The sequence below is a fragment of the Nocardioides sp. genome (assembly GCF_964228225.1).
Lineage (GTDB): Bacteria > Actinomycetota > Actinomycetes > Propionibacteriales > Nocardioidaceae > Nocardioides.
Genome location: NZ_CAXQZB010000078.1, coordinates 138170 through 158440, shown reverse-complemented (window position 1 = coordinate 158440; position 20271 = coordinate 138170). Strand labels below are relative to the sequence as shown.

Annotated in this window: 22 protein-coding genes and 3 tRNA genes; 13 read left to right on the top strand and 12 right to left on the bottom strand. The window is 73.3% G+C overall.

Annotated elements, in window-relative coordinates; all coding sequences use genetic code 11:
* Positions 1-256 precede the first annotated feature (256 nt).
* From ACERUJ_RS18500 to ACERUJ_RS18490, 3 genes are read left to right on the top strand one after another with little or no spacing between them, the layout of a single operon-like run.
* Complete coding sequence (locus ACERUJ_RS18500) at positions 257-1381, top strand: peptidylprolyl isomerase (RefSeq protein ID WP_370250389.1); 1125 nt, start codon at positions 257-259, stop codon at positions 1379-1381.
* On the top strand, positions 1378-2013 hold the full coding sequence (locus ACERUJ_RS18495; RefSeq protein WP_370250388.1) for an ATP-binding cassette domain-containing protein: 636 nt from the start codon (positions 1378-1380) through the stop codon (positions 2011-2013). Before ACERUJ_RS18500 ends, ACERUJ_RS18495 begins: the two co-directional genes overlap by 4 nt.
* On the top strand, positions 1989-2393 hold the full coding sequence (locus tag ACERUJ_RS18490) for a hypothetical protein (protein WP_370250387.1): 405 nt from the start codon (positions 1989-1991) through the stop codon (positions 2391-2393). The genes ACERUJ_RS18495 and ACERUJ_RS18490 overlap by 25 nt, the downstream gene beginning before the upstream one ends.
* Before the next feature lie 264 nt (positions 2394-2657).
* Here the strand turns inward: ACERUJ_RS18490 and ACERUJ_RS18485 are convergent, their stop codons facing one another.
* Together ACERUJ_RS18485 and ACERUJ_RS18480 are read right to left on the bottom strand one after the other, a co-directional pair.
* Positions 2658-3614, bottom strand: a complete 957-nt coding sequence (locus ACERUJ_RS18485) for a DUF2510 domain-containing protein (RefSeq protein ID WP_370250386.1) — start codon at positions 3612-3614, stop codon at positions 2658-2660.
* Between the two features lie 434 nt (positions 3615-4048).
* Positions 4049-4121: transfer RNA gene (locus tag ACERUJ_RS18480), tRNA-Arg, on the bottom strand.
* Between the two features lie 357 nt (positions 4122-4478).
* Here ACERUJ_RS18480 and ACERUJ_RS18475 point away from each other — a divergent pair.
* Both ACERUJ_RS18475 and ACERUJ_RS18470 read left to right on the top strand, forming a co-directional pair.
* A complete protein-coding gene (locus ACERUJ_RS18475) occupies positions 4479-6287 on the top strand; it encodes a phosphoenolpyruvate carboxykinase (GTP) (protein ID WP_370250385.1) in 1809 nt (602 codons plus the stop codon).
* 165 nt (positions 6288-6452) lie between these two features.
* Positions 6453-7496 carry a LuxR family transcriptional regulator gene (locus tag ACERUJ_RS18470; RefSeq protein ID WP_370250384.1) on the top strand — a complete coding sequence of 348 codons (1044 nt, stop codon included), beginning with the start codon at positions 6453-6455 and terminating at the stop codon, positions 7494-7496.
* Positions 7497-7595: 99 nt separating this feature from the next.
* On the opposite strand, the gene ACERUJ_RS18465 is transcribed toward ACERUJ_RS18470, so the two are convergent.
* The 3 genes from ACERUJ_RS18465 to ACERUJ_RS18455 all read right to left on the bottom strand — a co-directional run bounded on the left by ACERUJ_RS18465 (position 7596) and on the right by ACERUJ_RS18455 (position 8649).
* Positions 7596-7730 (bottom strand): hypothetical protein, encoded by a 135-nt coding sequence (locus ACERUJ_RS18465; protein WP_370250383.1) that lies wholly within the window; start codon positions 7728-7730, stop codon positions 7596-7598.
* Positions 7731-7965: 235 nt separating this feature from the next.
* Positions 7966-8054 (bottom strand) — tRNA-Ser (locus ACERUJ_RS18460).
* 130 nt (positions 8055-8184) lie between these two features.
* The gene (locus ACERUJ_RS18455; RefSeq protein ID WP_370250382.1) at positions 8185-8649 is read right to left on the bottom strand and encodes a hypothetical protein; all 465 of its coding nucleotides are present in this window, start codon (positions 8647-8649) and stop codon (positions 8185-8187) included.
* A gap of 112 nt (positions 8650-8761) precedes the next feature.
* On the opposite strand from ACERUJ_RS18455, the gene ACERUJ_RS18450 reads away from it, so the two are divergent.
* The 3 genes from ACERUJ_RS18450 (at position 8762) to ACERUJ_RS18440 (ending at position 10364) form a co-directional block, all read left to right on the top strand.
* The gene (locus ACERUJ_RS18450; RefSeq protein ID WP_370250380.1) at positions 8762-8989 is read left to right on the top strand and encodes a biotin/lipoyl-binding carrier protein; all 228 of its coding nucleotides are present in this window, start codon (positions 8762-8764) and stop codon (positions 8987-8989) included.
* A gap of 47 nt (positions 8990-9036) precedes the next feature.
* Positions 9037-9124, top strand: a tRNA-Ser gene (locus tag ACERUJ_RS18445).
* A gap of 94 nt (positions 9125-9218) precedes the next feature.
* Positions 9219-10364 (top strand): SPFH domain-containing protein, encoded by a 1146-nt coding sequence (locus tag ACERUJ_RS18440; RefSeq protein WP_370250379.1) that lies wholly within the window; start codon positions 9219-9221, stop codon positions 10362-10364.
* A gap of 108 nt (positions 10365-10472) precedes the next feature.
* On the opposite strand, the gene ACERUJ_RS18435 is transcribed toward ACERUJ_RS18440, so the two are convergent.
* Together ACERUJ_RS18435 and ACERUJ_RS18430 are read right to left on the bottom strand one after the other, a co-directional pair.
* A complete protein-coding gene (locus ACERUJ_RS18435) occupies positions 10473-11561 on the bottom strand; it encodes a hypothetical protein (protein WP_370250378.1) in 1089 nt (362 codons plus the stop codon).
* A 38-nt stretch (positions 11562-11599) separates the two neighbouring features.
* Positions 11600-12388: a carbon-nitrogen hydrolase family protein gene (locus ACERUJ_RS18430; RefSeq protein ID WP_370250376.1), complete on the bottom strand. Its 789-nt coding sequence runs from the start codon at positions 12386-12388 to the stop codon at positions 11600-11602.
* Positions 12389-12436: 48 nt separating this feature from the next.
* On the opposite strand from ACERUJ_RS18430, the gene ACERUJ_RS18425 reads away from it, so the two are divergent.
* The 4 genes from ACERUJ_RS18425 (at position 12437) to ACERUJ_RS18410 (ending at position 15083) form a co-directional block, all read left to right on the top strand.
* Positions 12437-13000, top strand: coding sequence for a molybdenum cofactor guanylyltransferase (locus ACERUJ_RS18425; RefSeq protein ID WP_370250375.1), 564 nt, complete (start codon positions 12437-12439; stop codon positions 12998-13000).
* A 78-nt stretch (positions 13001-13078) separates the two neighbouring features.
* On the top strand, positions 13079-13447 hold the full coding sequence (locus ACERUJ_RS18420; RefSeq protein WP_370250373.1) for a DUF6457 domain-containing protein: 369 nt from the start codon (positions 13079-13081) through the stop codon (positions 13445-13447).
* The gene (locus ACERUJ_RS18415) at positions 13447-14424 is read left to right on the top strand and encodes an NAD(P)H-quinone oxidoreductase (protein WP_370250372.1); all 978 of its coding nucleotides are present in this window, start codon (positions 13447-13449) and stop codon (positions 14422-14424) included. Before ACERUJ_RS18420 ends, ACERUJ_RS18415 begins: the two co-directional genes overlap by 1 nt.
* 80 nt (positions 14425-14504) lie before the next feature.
* The gene (locus tag ACERUJ_RS18410; RefSeq protein WP_370250371.1) at positions 14505-15083 is read left to right on the top strand and encodes a bacterial proteasome activator family protein; all 579 of its coding nucleotides are present in this window, start codon (positions 14505-14507) and stop codon (positions 15081-15083) included.
* Positions 15084-15104: 21 nt separating this feature from the next.
* Here the strand turns inward: ACERUJ_RS18410 and ACERUJ_RS18405 are convergent, their stop codons facing one another.
* Genes ACERUJ_RS18405 through serS form a run of 5 tightly spaced genes read right to left on the bottom strand, consistent with a single transcriptional unit; the run spans position 15105 to position 19267 of the window.
* Positions 15105-15818, bottom strand: coding sequence for a hypothetical protein (locus ACERUJ_RS18405; RefSeq protein WP_370250370.1), 714 nt, complete (start codon positions 15816-15818; stop codon positions 15105-15107).
* The gene (locus ACERUJ_RS18400; protein ID WP_370250369.1) at positions 15815-16642 is read right to left on the bottom strand and encodes an HAD family hydrolase; all 828 of its coding nucleotides are present in this window, start codon (positions 16640-16642) and stop codon (positions 15815-15817) included. Before ACERUJ_RS18400 ends, ACERUJ_RS18405 begins: the two co-directional genes overlap by 4 nt.
* Complete coding sequence (locus ACERUJ_RS18395; RefSeq protein ID WP_370250367.1) at positions 16639-17139, bottom strand: GNAT family N-acetyltransferase; 501 nt, start codon at positions 17137-17139, stop codon at positions 16639-16641. Before ACERUJ_RS18395 ends, ACERUJ_RS18400 begins: the two co-directional genes overlap by 4 nt.
* Positions 17136-17987 (bottom strand): HAD family hydrolase, encoded by an 852-nt coding sequence (locus ACERUJ_RS18390; RefSeq protein ID WP_370250365.1) that lies wholly within the window; start codon positions 17985-17987, stop codon positions 17136-17138. Before ACERUJ_RS18390 ends, ACERUJ_RS18395 begins: the two co-directional genes overlap by 4 nt.
* Positions 17988-17998: 11 nt before the next feature.
* Positions 17999-19267 (bottom strand): serine--tRNA ligase, encoded by a 1269-nt coding sequence (gene serS / locus ACERUJ_RS18385; RefSeq protein WP_370250363.1) that lies wholly within the window; start codon positions 19265-19267, stop codon positions 17999-18001.
* A 191-nt stretch (positions 19268-19458) separates the two neighbouring features.
* Here serS and ACERUJ_RS18380 point away from each other — a divergent pair, with 191 nt between their 5' ends.
* On the top strand, positions 19459-20235 hold the full coding sequence (locus ACERUJ_RS18380; RefSeq protein WP_370250361.1) for an LpqN/LpqT family lipoprotein: 777 nt from the start codon (positions 19459-19461) through the stop codon (positions 20233-20235).
* The last annotated feature ends 36 nt before the right edge of the window (positions 20236-20271 follow it).

Below are 20271 nucleotides of genomic sequence, written 5' to 3'. Positions count from 1 at the left end.
CCGTTCGGGGGGCGAAGACCCCCCGAACGGGGGGTTGCGGCGACCACGGGCGTCTCCTTCATGGAATGCCTCGCCGTCCTGAGATCGGGCTTCCGGAGCAGGCGGCGGCGTGACTGTAATCGGCGTCACAGGACTCCGGAAACGGAACACCAGACCAATTCGGGGTCGCAATTTGTTCCAGCGGCCAAAGCCTTCGCCGAGCTCCCGACGCACACTGGTGGGCGCCCGGCGACACGGACCGGGGACTGAGGAGGCAGTGATCGACGAGGCGGTGGAGCCCGAGGTGGACGTGCTCGAGGCGGGTGAGACCGATCCGGGTGAGACCGATCCGGGTGAGCCTCGTGGGAGCACACGCTGGTCCCGACGCCGGCTGGTGGTCCTGGTGGGCTTCGTCGTGGTGGCGCTCGGGATCGCAGCAGCGGCGAGGGCCCGGACCCAGGACGACCCCTCGGGGGCGGCCTCCCTGCCTCCGGGAGCGGCGCTCGTGATCGCGGGCACCACGGTGACCGAGGACGCCGTCGATCAACGCGCCCGAGTGCTTGCGGCGGTCTACGGACTTGCTGCGCCGGCCGAGGACGAGCTCGGCGACTACCGCCGTGGGGCGGCTCAGGCACTCGCGACCACACTCGTGCTCGACGATGCCGCAGGGAACGCGGGTGTGACGGTGTCCGAGTCGGAGGTGGACGCCGCGTTCGACCGTTACCTGAAGAGCCGATACGGCACGGCATCGGATGCTCGCGCGGCGTTCTCAGCCGAGTTCGCAGAGCTCGGGATCGATGAGGAGGAGGTGCGGGAGGAGATCCGGCGACAACTCTCGGGACAACGACTCTTCGACATCGTCACGGCCGATGTCGAGGTGTCGGACCAGGAGGTCCGGGCTGCCTTCGACAGCGCCCCGCAGGCCTGGGCTCAGCCGGAGACACGACGGATCCGCACCATCGTGACGGCGTCACGCCAGGCCGCACTCGGTGTCGCAGCACGTTTGCGGGCTGGCGCTGCGTTCGACACCGAGGCCGCGCGTTCCAGCCTGGACGCCAGCAGCCGCGATATCGGGGGGGACATCGGACTGCTCCGGCGCAGCGACCTCGATCCGGCCTTCGGGGCCGCCGCTTTCGCCGCACCTCGCGGCGCGCTCTTCGGTCCTGTGCGGACCTCACTCGGCTGGTACATCGGGCAGGTGACGGCGATCGTGCCGCCGCGCACGACCTACACCGCCCTACGTGACGACATCCGCACGCGGCTGACTCTGGACCGATCCCTCGCTCGGTGGAACGAGGAGATCCGGGTGCTGATGGACGAGGCTGACGTCCGCTACGCCGACGCCTTCCGCCCCGAGCCCGGATCGTCGGTCGTCCCCCCCGTCACAGGAGCTCCACGATGAGGCTGGCCGAACTCGCCCACCCGGTCCACGGAACACTCCGCATCGATGACGGTGAGCGGGTCGTCCTCCTCGGCCCGTCGGGCGCAGGCAAGACCGTGATCGTCCGCGAGCTGCTCGCGCTGGGAGAACGCATCACCGGGCGGCGTCGGCGGCGCGTGCCTCAACACGTCGCCTACGTGCCACAGAGCGACGGCGTACTCCTCGATCTCACGGTGCTCCAGAACCTCTGCAGCCCGCATCGTGCCCTGGCCGGGATCCCGGAGGATCGGGCGCGTGACTGGCTCGACCTGGTGGGGATGTCCGCGCTCGCGGAGGCGCCCACATCCGTCCTGTCCGTCTCGGACCGGCGGCGGGTCGCGCTCGCGCGTGCCCTCGGCCTCGAGCGCCCCCTCTTGGTCATCGACGGAGATCTCGACCCCACGTTGGGCAGGCTGCTCCCTGACCTGCTCCGCGTCGTGCCTCACCTGTGCAGCGTCCTGACGACCGCATGCACCGCCGATGAGTGGGTGCGCACGGCGGACAGTGTCGCCGTCGTGCATGACAACGCGGTGGTGGCGCAGGCGCCGTGGGACGTCCTCCTCCAGCAGAACGACCCGTTCGTGCGCTCGTGCCTGACCTGGACCATGCCATGACCGCGCGCGGTCGCGCGGTCGATGAGGCGGCGCTCATCAAGGGCGCCTCCACCGGGTTCACGGTGCTGATCATCGGGGAGCTGCTCTCGCCTCTCGCCTCCGGACTCAACGCCACCCTCGGCCTGTTCTGGCTCTCCCTCGTCGGTGCCGCCGGCTTCGTGGTCGCTGGGACACGCGTCGGGATCGCCCGCCGGCCGGCGATCCATGGCGCGCTTGCCGCACTCGCCGCGCTCGCCCTCACGGTGCCGCTGCGCCTCATCGCCGGCGGCCCGATCACGGATCAGGCGTACGCACTCTTCGTGAGCGCGGTCTTCGGGATGGTGGTCGGGGCCATCGCGGGCAGGGGTGCCGGCCGCCTCCGTGACACCCGACACGATTGAATGAGCAGGACGGGCCGAGGTGAACTGCCTTGCTGGCGGTGGCGGCGACGCCACCCGGAACACTGCGACTCGGCCGATGTGTGACGGGTACCTGACCACTGGTCGCACCTGACGCCGGTTCTGCGAGTCCGACCGGTTTCGCACGCGTTGGCGTTACGTCATGCCGCATTCACCCGCGGACCAGCAATGGCCCCACTGGCGTCCGAGTACCAGTTGTTCGTAGGCGTGAACCTTCACAGCGACCACGTCGGCGATCGGCTCATCTCAGTGAGGATTCATGCGGATGCGGCTCGTCCATTCGTGGCCGTCCCAGAACCTTTGATCTGCTACACCATCCGGGTCGGGGTAGAAGCCAGGCTCGCGTACGACGGACGGAGATGCAGTCGCCTGGGCTTCTGCAACACCGGGGACGGAAGCGGTAGCTGCGCGTCCGGTGAGACCGTTGGCGGCCAGCCAGCGTTCGGACACCTCTGCCGCCTTCACGACCGCGATCACCATCTCGACCGCGAGGCTGTTGCCTTGGATCAGGCCGCGGGCCACCGTGAGCCGTCCAGTGGCGGCGATGAGTCCGATGAGTGGAACGAGGCGCTTGCTTGAGGCGGGAGTGAGGGTCCCTATCAGGACCGAGTCGACCCTGACCTCGACGATGTCTCGGGTAGTGCGAGCGAGCTGCTCGGTGCGGGTGTGCAGGGTGGCGTGCACCCACGCACCACCGTGGCGTTGCACCCACGGGCGCCACACCCCCTCCGGCGCCGTGGCACCCACCGCGACCTTGAGGCGGTGACCGACGGGCAGGGCGAGATGGGCAGCGGACGGCGGCTGGTTGGCGGGGGTGATGAGGTGGGGAAGCCCGAGCGCAAGCGCCCCGTTGGATCCCAGCGGGTCATCTCGGTCGTAGTACGCGTCGCTCTCGGTGAGCGCGTCTCCGTAGAGGTTCCAGCGGGCGGTCACGGTGGGACGCAGACCTTGGTCGAGCAACCGCTGCAAGACGGGGCGATAGCCGGGGGCGAGGTTGTCGGGGATCCATCCCAGCGTCACTCCCTCGACCCGGGCGCAGATGCGGTTGCCGACGATGTGGAGTTCAGCCTCGAACGAGGCGTCGCTGCGGTCGGCGGCGCTGGTGGGTGCCGTGCGCAGGAAGGCTCGCAGAGCGCTGATGTCAGCAGGACGCTCCAGGGGCAGGTGGGATCCGGACTGGCCCCACAGGCTGACGGTCTCCATCCCGCTCTCCGCTCTCACGCCCGGTCCACGCAACTGTCCACGACACCCACAGCAGTGAGCACCTCACACTGTCGGGTCAAAACACCGGCGTGGTGGGAAGAACCTACTGGCCTCTTCCGACGAACCGGCCCGATCACGGTTGGCCGCGAGAGCGGGACCGGCCGCGGCGTGCCATCCACGATTGCTTGGCGCGCACCGGGGTTCTCGCCGAGGGGTCCGGACCAGGAGAACTCGGCGTGGGGTGATCCACTCCACTCTCACCGGGCCTGCCCATCACCGGGTGCGGCGTCGTCCTCGGGTCCGACGCGAGTGTCTTTGTGTGGACCACACCGGCCTCCTTGTGTGGACTGATCCACCTCACCCCGTCAACGCCGAAGGGCCTCTGCGCTGCGTTTCCGCAGGTCAGAGGCCCTTCAGTGGATGTTACTTGGTTGCGCGCCCGTAGGGATTCGAACCCCAAACCTTCTGATCCGTAGTCAGATGCTCTATCCGTTGAGCTACGGGCGCCCGTCCAGGCCAGCGGCGAGGACTCCACGACAATAGCGGACGGCGCGCGAGGGCGCCTAACCGGGGACGCACCGTCGGCTCGCGCGGGCGGGTGACCACCGGGGGTGCTTGCAGGCCGGCAAGCGGTCGTGATCTGGATCACGAGTCCTGGATCGATCCAATAGGAGGGCCCCGAACTCGCTGGATACCCTCGGCGAATCGCGGGGTCGGCTCGACGATCGGGCGTTCCTCGCGGGCCCCACATCAAGACGAGACCGCCACGCAACGGAGCCGGCGATCTTCTCCACGACAACACCGTCGACACGCTCGACGGCCGGCCGGGGCCCCTCTCGGCCGAGAATGCGCGAGAGGTACCGCATGACCGCCACCCAGGCCGCCCCCACGACCCACCAGGGCATCATCGACTTCGTCACCGAGGTCGCCGCCCTGATGAAGCCGGACCGCATCCACTGGTGCACCGGCTCCGACGAGGAGTGGACCGAGCTGACCGACGCCCTGGTGGCGACCGGCACGTTCACCCGTCTCAACCCGGCCATCAAGCCGAACTCCTTCTACGCCGCCAGCGACCCGATCGACGTCGCGCGCGTGGAGGACCGCACCTACATCTGCTCGGTCGACGAGAAGGACTGCGGGCCCACCAACAACTGGATGGACCCGGAGAAGATGAAGGACCTCATGCGGGGTCTGTACGACGGTGCGATGAAGGGCCGCACCATGTACGTCATCCCCTTCGTCATGGGCCACCTGGACGCCGAGAAGCCGATGTTCGGCGTCGAGCTCACCGACTCCGCCTACGTCACCGTCTCCATGCGCGTCATGGCCCGCATGGGCACCCACGTGCTGCGCCGCCTCGAGGAGACCGGCGGCGACTTCGTGCGCGCCGTGCACTCCGTGGGCCACCCCCTCGCCGAGGGCGAGGCCGACGTCGCCTGGCCGTGCAACGACACCAAGTACATCGTGCAGTTCCCCGAGGAGCGCGCGATCTGGTCCTACGGCTCCGGCTACGGCGGCAACGCGCTGCTGGGCAAGAAGTGCTTCGCGCTGCGCATCGCCTCGGTGATGGCCCGCGACGAGGGCTGGCTCGCCGAGCACATGCTCATCCTCAAGCTCACCAGCCCCCAGGGCGTGGTCAAGTACATCGCCGCCGCCTTCCCGAGCGCCTGCGGCAAGACCAACCTCGCGATGCTGCAGCCCACCATCCCGGGCTGGAAGGTCGAGACGCTGGGCGACGACATCGCCTGGATGCGGATCGGCGAGGACGGCCGCCTGTGGGCCGTCAACCCCGAGTACGGCCTGTTCGGCGTCGCGCCCGGCACCAACGAGCACACCAACCCCAACGCGATGCGCACCATCAACAAGGGCAACTCGGTGTTCACCAACGTGGCGCTGACCCCCGAGGGCGACATCTGGTGGGAGGGCCTGGAGAACACCCCGGCCCAGGCCACCTCGTGGAAGGGCCAGCCCTGGACCCCCGACAGCGAGGAGCTGTCGAGCCACCCGAACAGCCGCTACTGCACCCCGATCAAGCAGTGCGACATCCTCGCGCCCGAGTACGACGACCCGCGCGGCGTGCCGATCGACGCGATCCTGTTCGGTGGTCGCCGCAAGACCACCATCCCGCTGGTCTTCGAGGCCCGCGACTGGACCCACGGCACCTTCCTGGGCGCCACCCTGTCCAGCGAGACCACCGCGGCCGCCGTCGGTGCGGTCGGTGTGGTGCGTCGCGACCCGATGGCCATGCTGCCCTTCATCGGCTACCACGCCGGCGACTACTTCAACCACTGGATCTCGGTCGGCAAGGACAACGACGCCGCCAAGCTGCCGAAGATCTTCTACGTCAACTGGTTCCGCCGGGGCGAGGACGGCGACTTCCTGTGGCCCGGCTTCGGCGAGAACAGCCGCGTGCTCAAGTGGGTCGTGGAGCGCATCGACGGTCAGGCCGCCGCGGTCGAGACCCCGATCGGCCACGTCCCGACGCCTGAGTCCCTCGACACCGACGGTCTCGACATGACCCCGGCCCAGCTCGAGGCGGCCCTCAAGGTCGACGCCGAGGAGTGGAAGGCCGAGATCCCGCAGATCCAGGAGTGGTTCGAGGAGTTCGGCGACCAGCTGCCCGCCGTGCTCTGGACCGAGCTCGACGGACTCCGCTCGCGCCTGGGTCTCTGACCCCCACCGCATCACCGGCCTTCGGCCCCGTCCCGGTTTCCGGGGCGGGGCCGAACCCGTTGTGGCACGATGCGGGACGACGGCGCCCGCACGGACGCCGAGGCCCCCCGCCCCTTCCGACGCACCTGCGCGTCGGACCCATCCCCCAGGCGAGAGGACACCGGCGTGAACACCCCCGGGCCCCACGAGCGCGCACTGCTGGAGTCCACCGCCGTCGGGCTCTACGAGGACGCCGTGGCCGAGGACGGCCTGCGCGCCGACGACCCCCGGCTGGCCGACGACGCCGCCGAGCGACCCGCCTTCGACGTGCTGGTCGAGCTCGGCCTGCTGCACCGCGAGGGCGAGGTGTGGCGTGCGGCCGACCCGGCCACCGTGCAGGCCGGCGTCGTGTCACCGATGACCCAGGAGGGCACCCGGCTGCTGGAGGAGTCCGCGGCCCTGTCGCGTGCGCTCGGCACCCTGGCTCAGGCCTACCGCCGCTCCCCCGCCGCGCAGAGCAGCGACCTGTTCACCTACCTGCGGGCCACCACCATCAACCCCTTCATCGCCGGCATGGTGGCCGAGGCACGCGAGGAGGTGCTCACCGCCCAGCCCCAGATCGGGCGCGACGCCCAGACCATCGCCGCCGCCGCGCTGCGTGACACCGCGCTGCTCGAGCGCGGCGCGAAGCTGCGCACGCTCTACCAGCACAGCGCACGGCGCTCCTCGGTCACGCAGAAGTACGTCGCGGCCGTGACGGCACGCGGGGCCCAGGTGCGCACGCTCGACGAGTTCTTCCGGCGCATGATCATCGCCGACCGGCGCATCGCCATCATCCCGGCCACCGAGGACCACTCGGTGGCGCTGGCCGTGCGCGAGCCGGCGATCGTGGCCTTCCTGGTGGACATGTTCGAGCGCAGCTGGGAGCGCGCCCGCCCCTTCGGCGACCGGGAGAGCGCGGTGCTCGCCGACATCGCCAACGAACAGCGGGCCATGACGATCCGCATGCTCATCGAGGGCCACTCCGACCCCGTCAGCGCCAAGCGGCTGGGCGTGAGCCCCCGCACCTTCGCCGGCTACGTCGCCGACCTCAAGGCCGAGTACGACGCCGAGACGCGTTTCCAGCTGGGCTACACGATGGGACGGGCGCAGGTGACCGGTCTGGAGGAGCCGGCCGACCCCACCGACGACCCCACCGACGACCCGGCGATCCCACCTGACGGGGACTGAGCCACCGCCCACGGGCAGCCCGTCCGCCACAGCAGGACGCGACGAGGGCGCCCTCCCGCTGCCGGGAGGGCGCCCTCGTCGTCGTGGTCGGTGCCGGCCTCAGCGGCCGGGACGGCAGTTGCCGCAACCCCATCCGGTGTCGCCGGCGTGGGCCGTCGGGGCCTCGACCGAGGCCAGTCCCACGACCATCGTGGCGCTGGCCAGGACCAGAGCCACCTTCTTCAGCATGCGCATCCCTGCTTCTCCTCCTCGGGCCGACCGGCCCCCCGGGCCCTGACACGATCCGCGGCCTCAGCGCCACGCACCGCACCAGGACCGTTCACAGTCGATGGTGTCGAGCACCCGGTGCAGCCCGATCCGCACGCGTGGCTCATCGATACCCTGCCACCGCGGCGGCCAAACCATCGGGAACCGTGGGAATCGGGGGAAAACCTCGGAGCCCGCCACCGGAGCGGTGACGGGCTCGACGCGGAGGCGGCGGGATTTGAACCCGCGATGGGTTTTACCCCAAACCCGCTTAGCAGGCGGGCGCCATAGACCGGACTAGGCGACGCCTCCACACGACCATCGGCTCGCACCGCAGTCGCGGCCTCAGGCTAGCGCGCCGCGCGGGCCCGGGGCGAATCGCCCGCCCGTCGCCCGCCCGTCGCCCGCCCGTCGGCCGACCCCGGCCCGCTCCGGCGGGGCGTCAGCCGTGGGCGGCCCGCAGTCGCGCGCGGACGGCGTCGGCGAAGTGCTCCCGGTCGGCGGCCAGGGCGTCGACGGGGATCACCGTCTCGCGGCCGTCGTGACGCTCCAGCACGACGACGCGCAGCCCGTGCCGGGTCTGCGCGGAGGCCTCGGAGACCTCCGACCAGGCGCCCTGCTTCACCCCGGCACCCCGGATGAGGCGCACGCGGTAGCCGGCGTCGTCGAGCCGCACGACGCTGGCCGGGCCCCGCAGCCAGCCGCCGAGGCCGAAGACCGCGGCCAGACCGAGTCCGACCACGACCAGGATCGGGTCGCGCGGCCAGTCCAGCGCGAAGGACAGCGCGGTGAGCAGGAAGACGACCAGCGCCAGCGCGACCAGCGCACTGCCCACCAGGCGGGTGGCGAGCACCGGCGCGAGACGGTACTGCGAGGCGGGGGCGGGCGGGACGGACTCGGCACTCACCCCGCCATTCTCCCCGAGCGCCCCCACCCGCCGGGCGGCCCGCCGGCGCGCGGACCGCCGGCCCCGGCCGGGCGAGTTCGGGTACCCGGCGGTAACGCCTAGGTTCGGCTGCATGGCTGCACAGCGCATCGAGATCGTCGCCGAGATGGTGGCCGCCGTCCTCCAGGTGGGGGTCGGTGAGGGCGACCCGGTCGCGGCCGGCCAGGAGGTGGTGCTCCTGGAGTCGATGAAGATGGAGATCCCCGTGCTGGCCGAGCACGGCGGCACCGTCGCGGAGATCAAGGTCGCGCCCGGCGACGTCGTGCAGGAGGGCGACGTGCTGGTGGTCCTGCACCCCTGACGTCCTAGACTCGGCGCCGGTCCTCCGGCCTCGGCCGCGCGGGCCGTGGAGGGGTGCCGGAGTGGCCGATCGGAACCGCCTTGAAAGCGGTCGTAGGGAGACCTACCGCGGGTTCGAATCCCGCCCCCTCTGCCAGCGGCGATCCACGCGATGACAACGGCGCCCCCGGGGCACCATGCTGGGCCCACCCACACGACCGGGCCCCGCGCCCGCTAGGAGGAGGCGTCCCATGGACTCTCTCGGAACCGCCGGCATCGTCTCACTCGTCCTGCTGGCCCTGCTGGTGCTGCTCGCCGTGCTCTCGATCCGCACGATCGACCAGGCGCACGTCGGCGTCGTCACGATGTTCGGCAAGTACCGGCGGGTGCTCTCCCCCGGCCTGAACTTCGTGATCCCGCTCCTCGAGCAGATCCACTCCAAGGTGCCGGTGCAGAACCAGACCGCCCAGCTGCAGTTCGCGGCGATCACCCGCGACCAGGCCAACGTCCACTTCACCGCGACCATCATCTTCACCGTCTCCGACCACCAGGCCGAGACCATCCAGCGCGTCGCGTTCGCCTTCGTCGACTCCCGCGCCTTCTCCACCGCCCTCACCAGCGCGGTGGAGGCCTCGGTGCGCGAGTTCGTGGCCACCAACCTGCAGGCCGAGGTGCTGGGGCTACGCGGCACGATCGTGGCCCACGCCAAGGACTCCCTCGACGAGCAGCTGGCCTCCTGGGGCTACACCCTGATCGACCTCACGGTGAACGACATCGCCTTCGACGCCGAGGTCATGCAGTCGATGTCGCGGGTGGTCGCGGCCAAGAACGCCCAGACAGCCGCGGAGTTCGAGGGCCAGGCGCTGCTGATCCGGCGCACCAAGGAGGCCGAGGCCGAGGGTGCGGCGATCAAGATCGCCGCCGAGAACGAGGCCGAGGCCGCCCGGCTGCGCGGAGAGGGACTGGCGTCGTTCCGCCGGGCGCTGGCCGCCGGTTTCGCCGAGGCCGCCGACGAGCTCGCCGCCCAGGGGGTGGACCCCGGCGTCCTGTCGTTCCAGATGTGGACCGAGACCCTGCGCGACGTCGCCAAGGACGGCGTGGGCAACGTCGTGTTCTTCGACGGCTCCACCGACGGCTACGAGCAGGTCATGCGCCGCATGCAGGGCCTCACCGCCCTCGACGCGCTCGACCCCGAGCTGGTCGCGAAGGCCCGCGAGCGCGTGGCCCAGCGCCAGGCCCGCTACAAGAAGACGCCGGTGGCCCGCCCCAACCCCGACGTCACCGCCGCCGTGCCGGTCGGCACCCCGGCCTACCCGGCCGGCCAGCCCACCCCCGGCGCGATCAGCGAGGACGGCAGGTGGCGCTGGAACGGCTCCGAGTGGGAGCCCCTCGCCTGACGCTGGGCTGCTCGTCCCCGTTGTCACCAGCGGAATGCACCGATATCGGCCCGAAACCGGGGCTTGCCGCTGGTGACAACGGGAGACGGCCACCACCCACGGCGGTGCTCAGAGCAAGGTGGCGGTGCGCCTCGGCTCGGGACGTACGGCGGTGCTGCGCTCGGCGACGCGGCTGCGACGGCCGCGGGAGCTGCCGCCGCCGGTGACCATCTGGTCGCCGCGCACGAGCAGGTAGGCGACGACGGCGCCGAGGAGCAGGCCGTAGGCGACCACGAGCGCGGCCTCGGTGTAGTCGGTGGCCGGGTTGGCCAAGCCGTTGGCGGCGGCGGCGGTGGCGGTCACGCCGAAAGCGCACAGCCACCAGCCCTGACGGCGCCGGGCCCGCATGTGCACCCCCCAGATGAGGGCCGGCACGCCGAGCAGGGTCGCGATGGGGCGGGGGAAGGCGCCGAGGGTGTCGCGGCTCCAGGCCACGACGTCGGTGAGCTGGTCGACCAGTCCGGGGGTGCCGTAGCGACGCAGCAGCTCGCCGTACAGAGCGGTGCCGAGCACCCCGAGGGCGCCGACCAGCGCGATGGCCTGGCCGCGGCGTCCGAGGCCGTGGAAGCCCGCGCCGAGGCGGTAGACGACGCCGAGCACGCCGAGCAGGGCGATGCCGAAGGAGGCGTACTCGAAGCGGGTGAGGTCGACGCCGGGGGCGTAGCCCAGCGCGGCCAGGCCGCCGGCGGCCGCGACCAGGACGGCGAGCAGCGCCTCGCGCACGGCGGCGCCGTAGGTGGCGGCGGGCACCGTGACGACGACGCCGAGCATCGCCGCGGCGGCACAGGTGAGCACGGCGGCGCCGGCGCGCAGCGGGTCGGTGTCGAGCACCAGGGTGAGCGCGCCGAGCACGAGCGCGAGGCCGCCGAGGCGCAGCGGCCGGCCGCCCACGCGCGCGGCCAGCGCAGCGGCGGACAGGGTCGAGATCGTGACCGCGCCGGCGTCGGCCCACCAGTCCGGGCCCACGGGCACCGCGGCGGCCACAAGGGCGGCGAGCGCCAGCACGCCCAGCAGCGCGCCCAGCCGCCAGGGCCACGCCGCCGTGCCGAGCCGCGCGAGCCGGCCCGAGGGATCCGACCCCAGCGCGGCGAACGGGTTCGCGGACGCGGGGGGCGCGGGCGTCCCGGCGGTGGAGGTCTCGGTCGTGGGGGCGGGCACGTCGTTCGACCCTACCGGCGTCGCCCCCTCGGACCCGGTCATCGGCTCGCCGCCGGTCCGAGCCGCCGGTTGCGCAGCGAGGGGTTGGTGGCGCGGGCGTCGTCGAGCACGTCGCGCGTGATCGTGGCGTGCAGCACCTGCTCGCCGTCGCCGGCCTCGGCCCGCACCTCGCCCCACGGGTCGACGACGACCGAGTGGCCGGTGTAGCGGGGGGCCGGCTGCCCGCAGGCGGCCACCCACACGGTGTTCTCGATCGCGCGGGCGCGCAGCAGCGTGCGCCAGTGGTCGACCTTGCGTGGGCCGGCCACCCAGGCGGCGGGCACGACGAGCAGCTCGGCACCGGCGTCCACCAGCAGCCGGGCCCACTCGGGGAAGCGCAGGTCGTAGCAGGTCATCAGACCCACCCGCCAGCCGTGCACGTCGACCACGCACGGCTCGAGCGGGCCGGCGGCCAGGCGGTCGGACTCGCGGTAGCCGAAGGAGTCGTAGAGGTGCACCTTGCGGTAGGAGGCGCGGACAGACCCGCCGGCGCCGCGCACGAGCAGGGTGTTGAAGGGCCGCTCGGGGTCGGGGCCGGTCTCGAACATCCCCGCTACGGCCACGGCCGACCCCGCCGCGGCCTCGAGCGCGGTGGCGAACGGGCCATCGGGCGACTCGGCGTAGGGGGCGACGTCGGAGCCGGGGGCGCCGAAGTCGCGGGCCGCCGCCTCGGGCCACACGACCAGGTCGGCGTCGCCGGTGTCCGTCCCGGCCAGGCGGGCGCGGTTGACGGCCGGGTCGAGGTCGGCCGCCGTCTGCACGAGGGCGATGCGGATCACGTCGCTCACCGCACCAGAGTGGCACGTCGCGGCCCGATCGCTGGCAGTCTGGAGGGCATGTGGGAGTCGTGCGGCGCGATCGTGCTCGCCGGCGGGCGCGCGACCCGGCTGGGCGGCGTCGATAAGGCCGGCATCGAGCTGCACGGCCGCACCCTGCTGGCCCACGCCCTCGACGCCGTCGTGGACGCCGCCGACGTGGTGGTGGTGGGCGACCCGGTGCCGACCGAGCGTCCGGTGACGTTCGTGCGCGAGGACCCCGCCTTCGGGGGCCCCGTCGCCGCACTGGGGGCCGGTCTGGAGCACCTCGCGACCGCGCCGTGGCTGGTGGTGCTGGCGGTCGACATGCCGCGCGTCACCTTCGGCACCGTGCAGCGGCTGCGCCGCACGGCCGCGCAGGGCGGCGACGGCGCCGTGCTCGTGGATCCCGACGGACGCCGGCAGCTGGCGTTCGTGGCGCGCCGCGACGCCGTCGCGGCCGCCGTGCCCGGGCTGGAGGAGCGCCACGGGCTGCCGCTGCGGGTGCTGCTGGACGCGCTGCGACTCATCCCCGAGGCGGCGCGCGGCGAGGAGCACCGCGACGTCGACGGGTGGGACGACCTGCGCGACCTCGCCGACGCCTGAGGTCCGACGGGCTGGGCGGACGCCCGCCGGGGTGACCCGGGTTGCGGCGCGCGGGGCGCGCTCGACAGGCTGGTGCCCGTGAACCTCCACGACTGGATCGATGAGCTCTGCGATCTGCTCGACCTCGAGACCGAGGTCGACGAGGGCCTGGTGAACGACCTCGCCGAGGTCGCCCACGACAACGTCGACCGGCTCGCCGGCCCGGTCACCGCCTACCTGCTGGGCTATGCGGCCGCGAGCCGCGGCGCCGGGCCCGCGACCGTCGAGCGGCTCGCCGCGCGGGCCACCGAGCTGGCCGAGGCCTGGGACAAGCCGGCCGCGGAGGTCGAGGACGACGACGTCGAGCCCGACGACGTCGACCCGCTCGCCCTGGGCGGCGCCCTGACCACGGACGACGACGCCGAGGACGGCGACGACAGCGACGACGACAGCGAGGAGGAGGAGTGATGCGCGCGATCGTGACGAACGGTGCCGGTGGACCCGAGGTGCTGGAGGTGGCCGAGCTGCCGGACGTGCAGCCCGGACCCGGCGAGGTGGCGATCGACGTCGTCGCGACCGCGGTGAACCGCGCCGACACCCTCCAGCGCCAGGGCTTCTACCCCCCGCCGCCGGGCGCGAGCGACGTCATCGGCCTGGAGTGCAGCGGCACCGTCGCCGCGCTGGGCGAGGGCGTGACCGGCCTCGAGGTCGGGCAGCCGGTGTGCGCGCTGCTGGCCGGCGGCGGGTACGCCTCGCGCGTCGTCGTGCCGGCCCCGCAGGTGATGCGGGTGCCCGCCGGGATCGACCTGGTCACCGCCGCCGCGCTGCCCGAGGTGGCCTGCACGGTGTGGTCGAACGTGTTCATGGTGGCCGGGCTGCAGGCCGAGGAGACCTTCCTGGTGCACGGCGGTGCGGGCGGCATCGGCACCATGGCGATCCAGCTGGCCCACGCCCTCGGCATCCGCGTGCTCACCACCGCCGGCAGCGCCGCGAAGCGGCAGCTGTGCGAGGACCTCGGCGCCACCCTGGCCATCGACTACCGCGAGGACGACTTCGTGGCCCGCACCCGCGAGGCCACCCAGGGCCGGGGCGCCGACGTCATCCTCGACAACATGGGCGCCAAGTACCTGCCCCGCAACGTCGAGGCGCTGGCCACCGAGGGCCGGCTGGTGATCATCGGCATGCAGGGCGGCGCGAAGGGCGAGCTGCCCATCGGCACCCTGCTGGCCAAGCGCGGCGCGGTGATCGCGACGTCGCTGCGCGGGCGTCCGGTGGCCGGCAAGGGCACCATCTGCCGGGCGGTGGAGGAGCACGTCTGGCCGCTGGTCGAGTCCGGCGCCGTGCGCGCGATCATCGACCGGGTACTGCCGCTGGAGGAGGTGCGCCAGGCCCACGAGCTGATGGACGCCGGCGGCCACAGCGGCAAGATCGTCCTCACGCTCTGACGCCACACGCCCCCGAGCCGGGCCGGGCCCCACCCCGGGAGGGGCGTGGGTGGTCGGAGGGGTTGGCTACGGTGGGGATCATGACGCAGGACCAGCAGCCCGAGTCGCAGGCCGCCCCCACCGGTGACGGCGAGCAGCCGATCATCCTCATGGCCACCGCCCCGATCGACGGGGCGGCGCCGGGCGAGGACGACGGCGAGCGGGGTCTCACCGACCTGGTGGAGCAGCCGGCCAAGGTCATGCGGATCGGGTCGATGATCCGCCAGCTGCTGGAGGAGGTGAAGGCGGCCCCGCTCGACGAGGCCAGCCGCAACCGCCTCAAGGAGATCCACCAGTCCTCGATCACCGAGCTCGAGCAGGGCCTGGCCCCCGAGCTCGTGGAGGAGCTGCGGCGGCTCTCGCTGCCCTTCGCCGAGGGCACCACGCCCTCGGAGGGCGAGCTGCGCATCGCCCAGGCCCAGCTGGTGGGCTGGTTGGAGGGCCTGTTCCACGGCATCCAGACCGCGATCTCCGCCCAGCAGATGGCCGCCCGGGCGCAGTTCGAGCAGATCCGGCGGGCGCTGCCCCAGGGCGCCCTCGGTCCCGGCGCCGGCACCCCCGGCGCACCCGCCCCGCAGGGCGAGGAGCGTCCCGGCTCCTCGGGCGGCATGTACCTCTGAGGCGCCCCTGAGCCGGCCGGCTCAGCGTCGCGCGCGGCGCGCTCCCCAGCGGGCGACCACGAGCCCGAGCAGGCCCACCAGCGCCACCGCGGCGCCGGGCAGGGCGGCGCGGCCGGCGTCCTCGGTGTCGGCCAACGACGGGCAGGCGGCCCGCTCGTCCTCGACCTCGCCGAGCACGGCGTCGTCGTCGGGGCAGGTGAACACGACCGGGTCCAGGGTGGCGGGGCCCTCGCCGCCGGGGGTGGTCTCGGGCGGACGCGGCTGACCGTAGACGTCGAGCAGCCGCTGCCGCTCGGCGGTGGTGAGGACCTTGATCTGGGCGCACCGGGTGGCGGTCAGCGCCCCCCCGACCCGCTGGGCCCGCACGACGTAGCGCACACCGTCGACGGCCGGCGGCCGGTCACCCGCACCGGAGCGGTCGCAGCGCTGCACGAAGGTGCGCGGCACGACGACGTCGATCTCGGTGGCGCGCAGCAGGCTGTCGCCCCACACCTCCTCGACGGTGAGCCGCAGGCGCTGCGAGGTCCGGTCACCCGGAACGGCGGTGAACCCGCCCTGGGCGACGCCGGTGAAGATCTCGACCGAGGCCTCGGGCCGCGCGGCGGCCGGGGCCGCGACGGCGACCGAGGGCGACAGGACGGCGGCCAGGACCGCGATCATCAGGACCGGGGCGCTCAGGACCAGCGCGACCGCGGCGCGCGGGGCGCGTCGGTCGGAGGTGGGGGTGGGCGTCACGCCTCCCATGAGACCAGATCGCCGGTGAGCCCCACCAGCGGGGCCACGGTGCGCGCGACGCCGTCCTCGTCGTTGGCGGGGGCGGTGCGATCGGCCGCGGCCCGCACCTGCTCGTGGGCGTTGGCGACGGCGATGCCCGTCCCGGCCCAGCCGAGCATCGGCAGGTCGTTGGGCATGTCGCCGAACGCGACGACGTCGGCGGCGTCGATGCCGAGCTCCGCGCACACCCGCGCCAGCGCGAACGCCTTGGTGACCCCGGCCGCGCTGATCTCGACCAGGCCCGGCATCGACCAGGTGGCGGTGGCGTCGTCGCCCACCGCGGCCACCACCGCGGCCTGCAGCTCCTCGGGCGGCATCGTGGTGTGCCGCGCCAGCAGCTTCACCGCCGGGGCGCGCCAGTGCTCGGCGAAGGGGCCCACCCGCACCCCCGCGCGGTGACCCTCGAAGCCGTTCTCGACCAGCAGACCCTCGAGGTCCTCCAGCCCGAGCTCGACGCCGGGCACCGCCGCGCGGATCCGCTCCGCGACGGCCAGACCGGGGTCGGGGGCGAAGCCGTGCAGGGTCCGCACCTCGCGCGCGGCGACGTCGAAGACGATCGCGCCGTTGCCGAGGATCGCCAGCCCGTGGGCCCCGACGGCGTCCCACAGGTGGTGCATCCAGCGCAGCGGCCGCCCCGTGACGAACACGACGGGCACCCCGGCCTCGTCGGTGGCCGCGATGACGCGCCGCGTGTAGTCCGACAGGGTGCCGTCGGAGCGCAGCAGGGTGCCGTCGAGGTCGGTGGCGACCAGCCGGGGGCGGCGAGCGGGCTCGGGGGCGGTCACGGCCGCGTCACCACGCGCGCCATGACGAGGTGCCCGTCCTCGTCGCTGCCCCGCAGGTCGGTGAACCCGCAGGCCGCCAGCACCCGCAGGCTGGGGCGGTTGTCGGGGGCCACCGAGGCCCGCACCCGCAGCCCCCGCTCCTCCACGGCCCCGACCAGGGCCAGCAGGGCCTCGCGGGCGAAGCCGCGACCGCGCGCCGCGGGCACGAGCCCGAAGCCGACCTCGAGCTCCTCGCCCGCCAGCTCCGGCGGGGCGTGGAACCCGATGGACCCCACCGCCTGGGTGCCGGCCACGATGTGGCGCGGCCCGAAGGTGTTCGCGCCGGTGCGCACCATCGAGGCCGCGGCGACGTCGTCGGGCCGGGGGTACTCGGGGTGCCAGCGCACGTCGTCGTGGCGGCCCTGCTGCATGGCGGCGGCGTCGTCGGGGCTGATGAGGATGAGCCGGAGCCGCTCGGTCTGCAGCCGCTCGGGCAGCACGGGGACCGCAGCGCTCACCCGAACCACCGCTCGATCTCGACCGCCGCCCCCTCGTCGTGCACGGTGGCGGTGACGTCGTCGGCCGCCGCGCGCACCTCCTCCACCGCCTGGCCCATCGCGACGCCGCGCCCGGCCCAGGCCAGCATCTCGACGTCGTTGCGGCCGTCGCCGATGGCCAGCACGTCGGCGGCGGTGAGCCCCAGCGCGGCGCAGACGTGCTCCAGGCCCGAGGCCTTGGAGACCCCCACCGGAGACAGGTCGAGCCAGGCGGTCCAGCCCACGACGTAGTCGGTGCCGTGCAGGCCGAGCCGGGAGGTCAGGCTGAGGAAGTCCTCGGCGGTGGCGTCGGGGTCGCGCACGATCACGCGGCTCACGGGGTCGGCGACCAGCTCGTCGACGTCGGTGAGGATCATCTCGCCTGTCAGCTCGCCCTCGGGGAAGGGCGTGGTGACGCGGTAGCCCAGGCCGCGCTCCTCCACCGCCATCCGTGCGGTGGGGTGCTCGGCCAGGATCGCCCGCACGGCCGGGCCGGCGTCGAAGGTCTCCTCGTGCACGACCTCCGGCTCCCCGCCCACGGTGTAGCGCACGATGACGGCGCCGTTGGAGGCCACGATCCACAGCGGCTGGTCGGCCGGCTGGCCCTTGAGGGACAGCAGGTCGGCGATGCGGGTCATGCCGTGCGCCGAGCGGCCCGAGGACAGCACGACGTGGGCGCCGGCCTCCCAGGCGCGGTCGATGGCGCGCTGCAGCCGCGGGGCGATGGTCTCGTAGGTGGCGCCGGCGTCCTCGACCCAGGCCAGCAGGGTGCCGTCGATGTCGAGGGCGAGCAGGCGCGGGGTCCAGTCGGGGCGCGGGGTCGCGGTCATCGGGGGCGCGCTCAGCCGATCGGGCTGAGCACCTCCAGGCCGCCGAGGTAGGGTCGCAGCGCCTCCGGCACCCGCACGGACCCGTCGGCGCGCTGGTGGGTCTCGAGCAGCGCGATGATCGGGCGGTTGGTCGAGCACAGCGTGCCGTTGAGGGTGGCCACCGGCTGCGACTCGCCTTGTCCGTCGCGCATCCGGGTGTCGAGGCGGCGGGACTGGAAGTCGGTGCAGTTCGACGTCGACGTCAGCTCGCGGAAGCGGCCCTGGCTGGCGATCCAGGCCTCGCAGTCGAACTTGCGCCGGGCCGAGGTGCCGAGGTCGCCGGCGGCGACGTCGATGACGCGGTAGTGGAGCTCGAGCTTGTCCATGAACTCCTTCTCCCAGGCCAGCAGCCGCGCGTGCTCGGCCTCGGCGTCGGCCAGGGTCGTGTAGACGAACATCTCGACCTTGTCGAACCAGTGGACGCGGAAGATGCCCCGGGTGTCCTTGCCGTGCGAGCCGGCCTCCTTGCGGAAGCAGGGGCTGAAGGCGGCGTAGCGCAGCGGCAGGCTGGCGGCGTCGAGGATCTCGTCGCTGTGGAAGGCCGCCATCGGCACCTCCGAGGTGCCGACGAGGTAGAGGTCCTGGCCCTCGATGCGGTAGACGTCGTCGGCGGCCTGGCCGAGGAAGCCGGTGCCCTCCATCGCGCGCGGCTTGACCAGCGAGGGCGGCACGACCTCGGTGAAGCCGGCGGCGGCGGCCTGGTCCAGCGCCATGCTCACCAGCGCGCGGTGCAGGCGGGCGCCGATGCCGGTGTAGAAGTAGAACCGCGAGCCCGACACCTTCGCGCCGCGCTCGAGGTCGAAGGCGCCGAGCAGCCGGCCGAGCTCGACGTGGTCGCGGGGCTCGAAGTCGAACTCCGGCTTGGTGCCGACGGTCTCGAGCACGATGTAGTCGTCCTCACCACCGCTGGGCGACTCGGGCGCGGCGAGGTTGGGGATCGCCATCAGGGCGGCGCTCCAGCGCTCGTCGGCGGCCACCCGCGCCGCCTCGGCCTCCTTCACCTGCGCGGCCAGGGCGCGGGTGCGCTCCAGCAGCGCGGCCTTCTCGTCCCCGGCCGCCCTGGCCACCGACTTGCCGAGGTCCTTCTGCTCCGCGCGCAGCGCCTCGAAGGAGGCGATGGCGGCACGGCGGTCGGCGTCGGCGGCGAGCGCGTCGTCGACGACGTCGGCGGACAGCCCGCGCTTGGCCTGGGCGGCTCGCACGAGGTCGGGGTCGTCACGCAGCACACGGGGATCGATCACACCCGTGAGGCTATCGGGCAGCGACCACCCGGGCGATGCGGATACCCGGGCCCGCGGCGCTCCCCCGCCGCCGTCGCGCGGGGCTGGCGGCCCTCGACGCCCCGAGGTCCGCAGGCCTAGGGTGCCCCCACGTGGGACCTCGGAGCCCTGCACGTCGGCCGTCAGGCCCCTCGACGATCCCCGGAGACCCCATGCAGCCGCACCGCCCCCGCCCTCGCACCCGGGTCGCCCGGGTCGCCGCCGTCGCCGTCACGGCCCTGCTGATCAGCGCCTGCTCGGGCGGCGACGCCGGCGTGCGGTCCGGCGGAGCATCGGCCGACTCCCCCTCGGCGAGCACGGAGGCCCCCTCCGAGACCCCCACGACCCCGGAGGCCCCGCAGAGCCCGGCGGAGACCACGAGCCCGAGTGCACCCGGCACCCCGGCGGAGACCCCGGACGGCACCACGGGCAGGGAGACGATCGCGACCTACCTCGCCGGGCTCGGGGCCACCCAGCGGACCGTGGCCCCCTCGACCGGGTTCCTCGACGTCCCCCGCGCCCCGGGCTGGACCTTCACCCCCGACCAGCCGCCCTACGCCCCCTACGGCGCGCTCGTGTTCGACGGCGGCACCGACCCGCAGCAGCCACCGCGGGTGCTCATGCTGGCCATCGAGCTCGGGTCGGCGGCGGTCGATCCCGCCCGCCTGCTGGAGCTGGCCCCCAACGAGCTGCTCGAGCTGCCGGGGTTCGAGGCGATGGTGGACGAGCCCGACCGGTTCCGGCTCGCCGGGTTCGACGCCGTGCGCTACGCCGGCACGATCCCGGCCGGCGACTCCCCGCTGACGATCATCCAGTACACCGCCGTGGTGCCCGCCGAGGTCGGCCTCTACGTCGTGCAGCTCAACGCCTACGCCCGTCCCGCCGAGCTGGAGACCCTCACCGCGATGATGGAGCGCATCGACACCTCGCTGGGGATCGACCCGCGGTGACCGGCGTCGCACCCGCCCGGACTCGGCGTCGGGCCG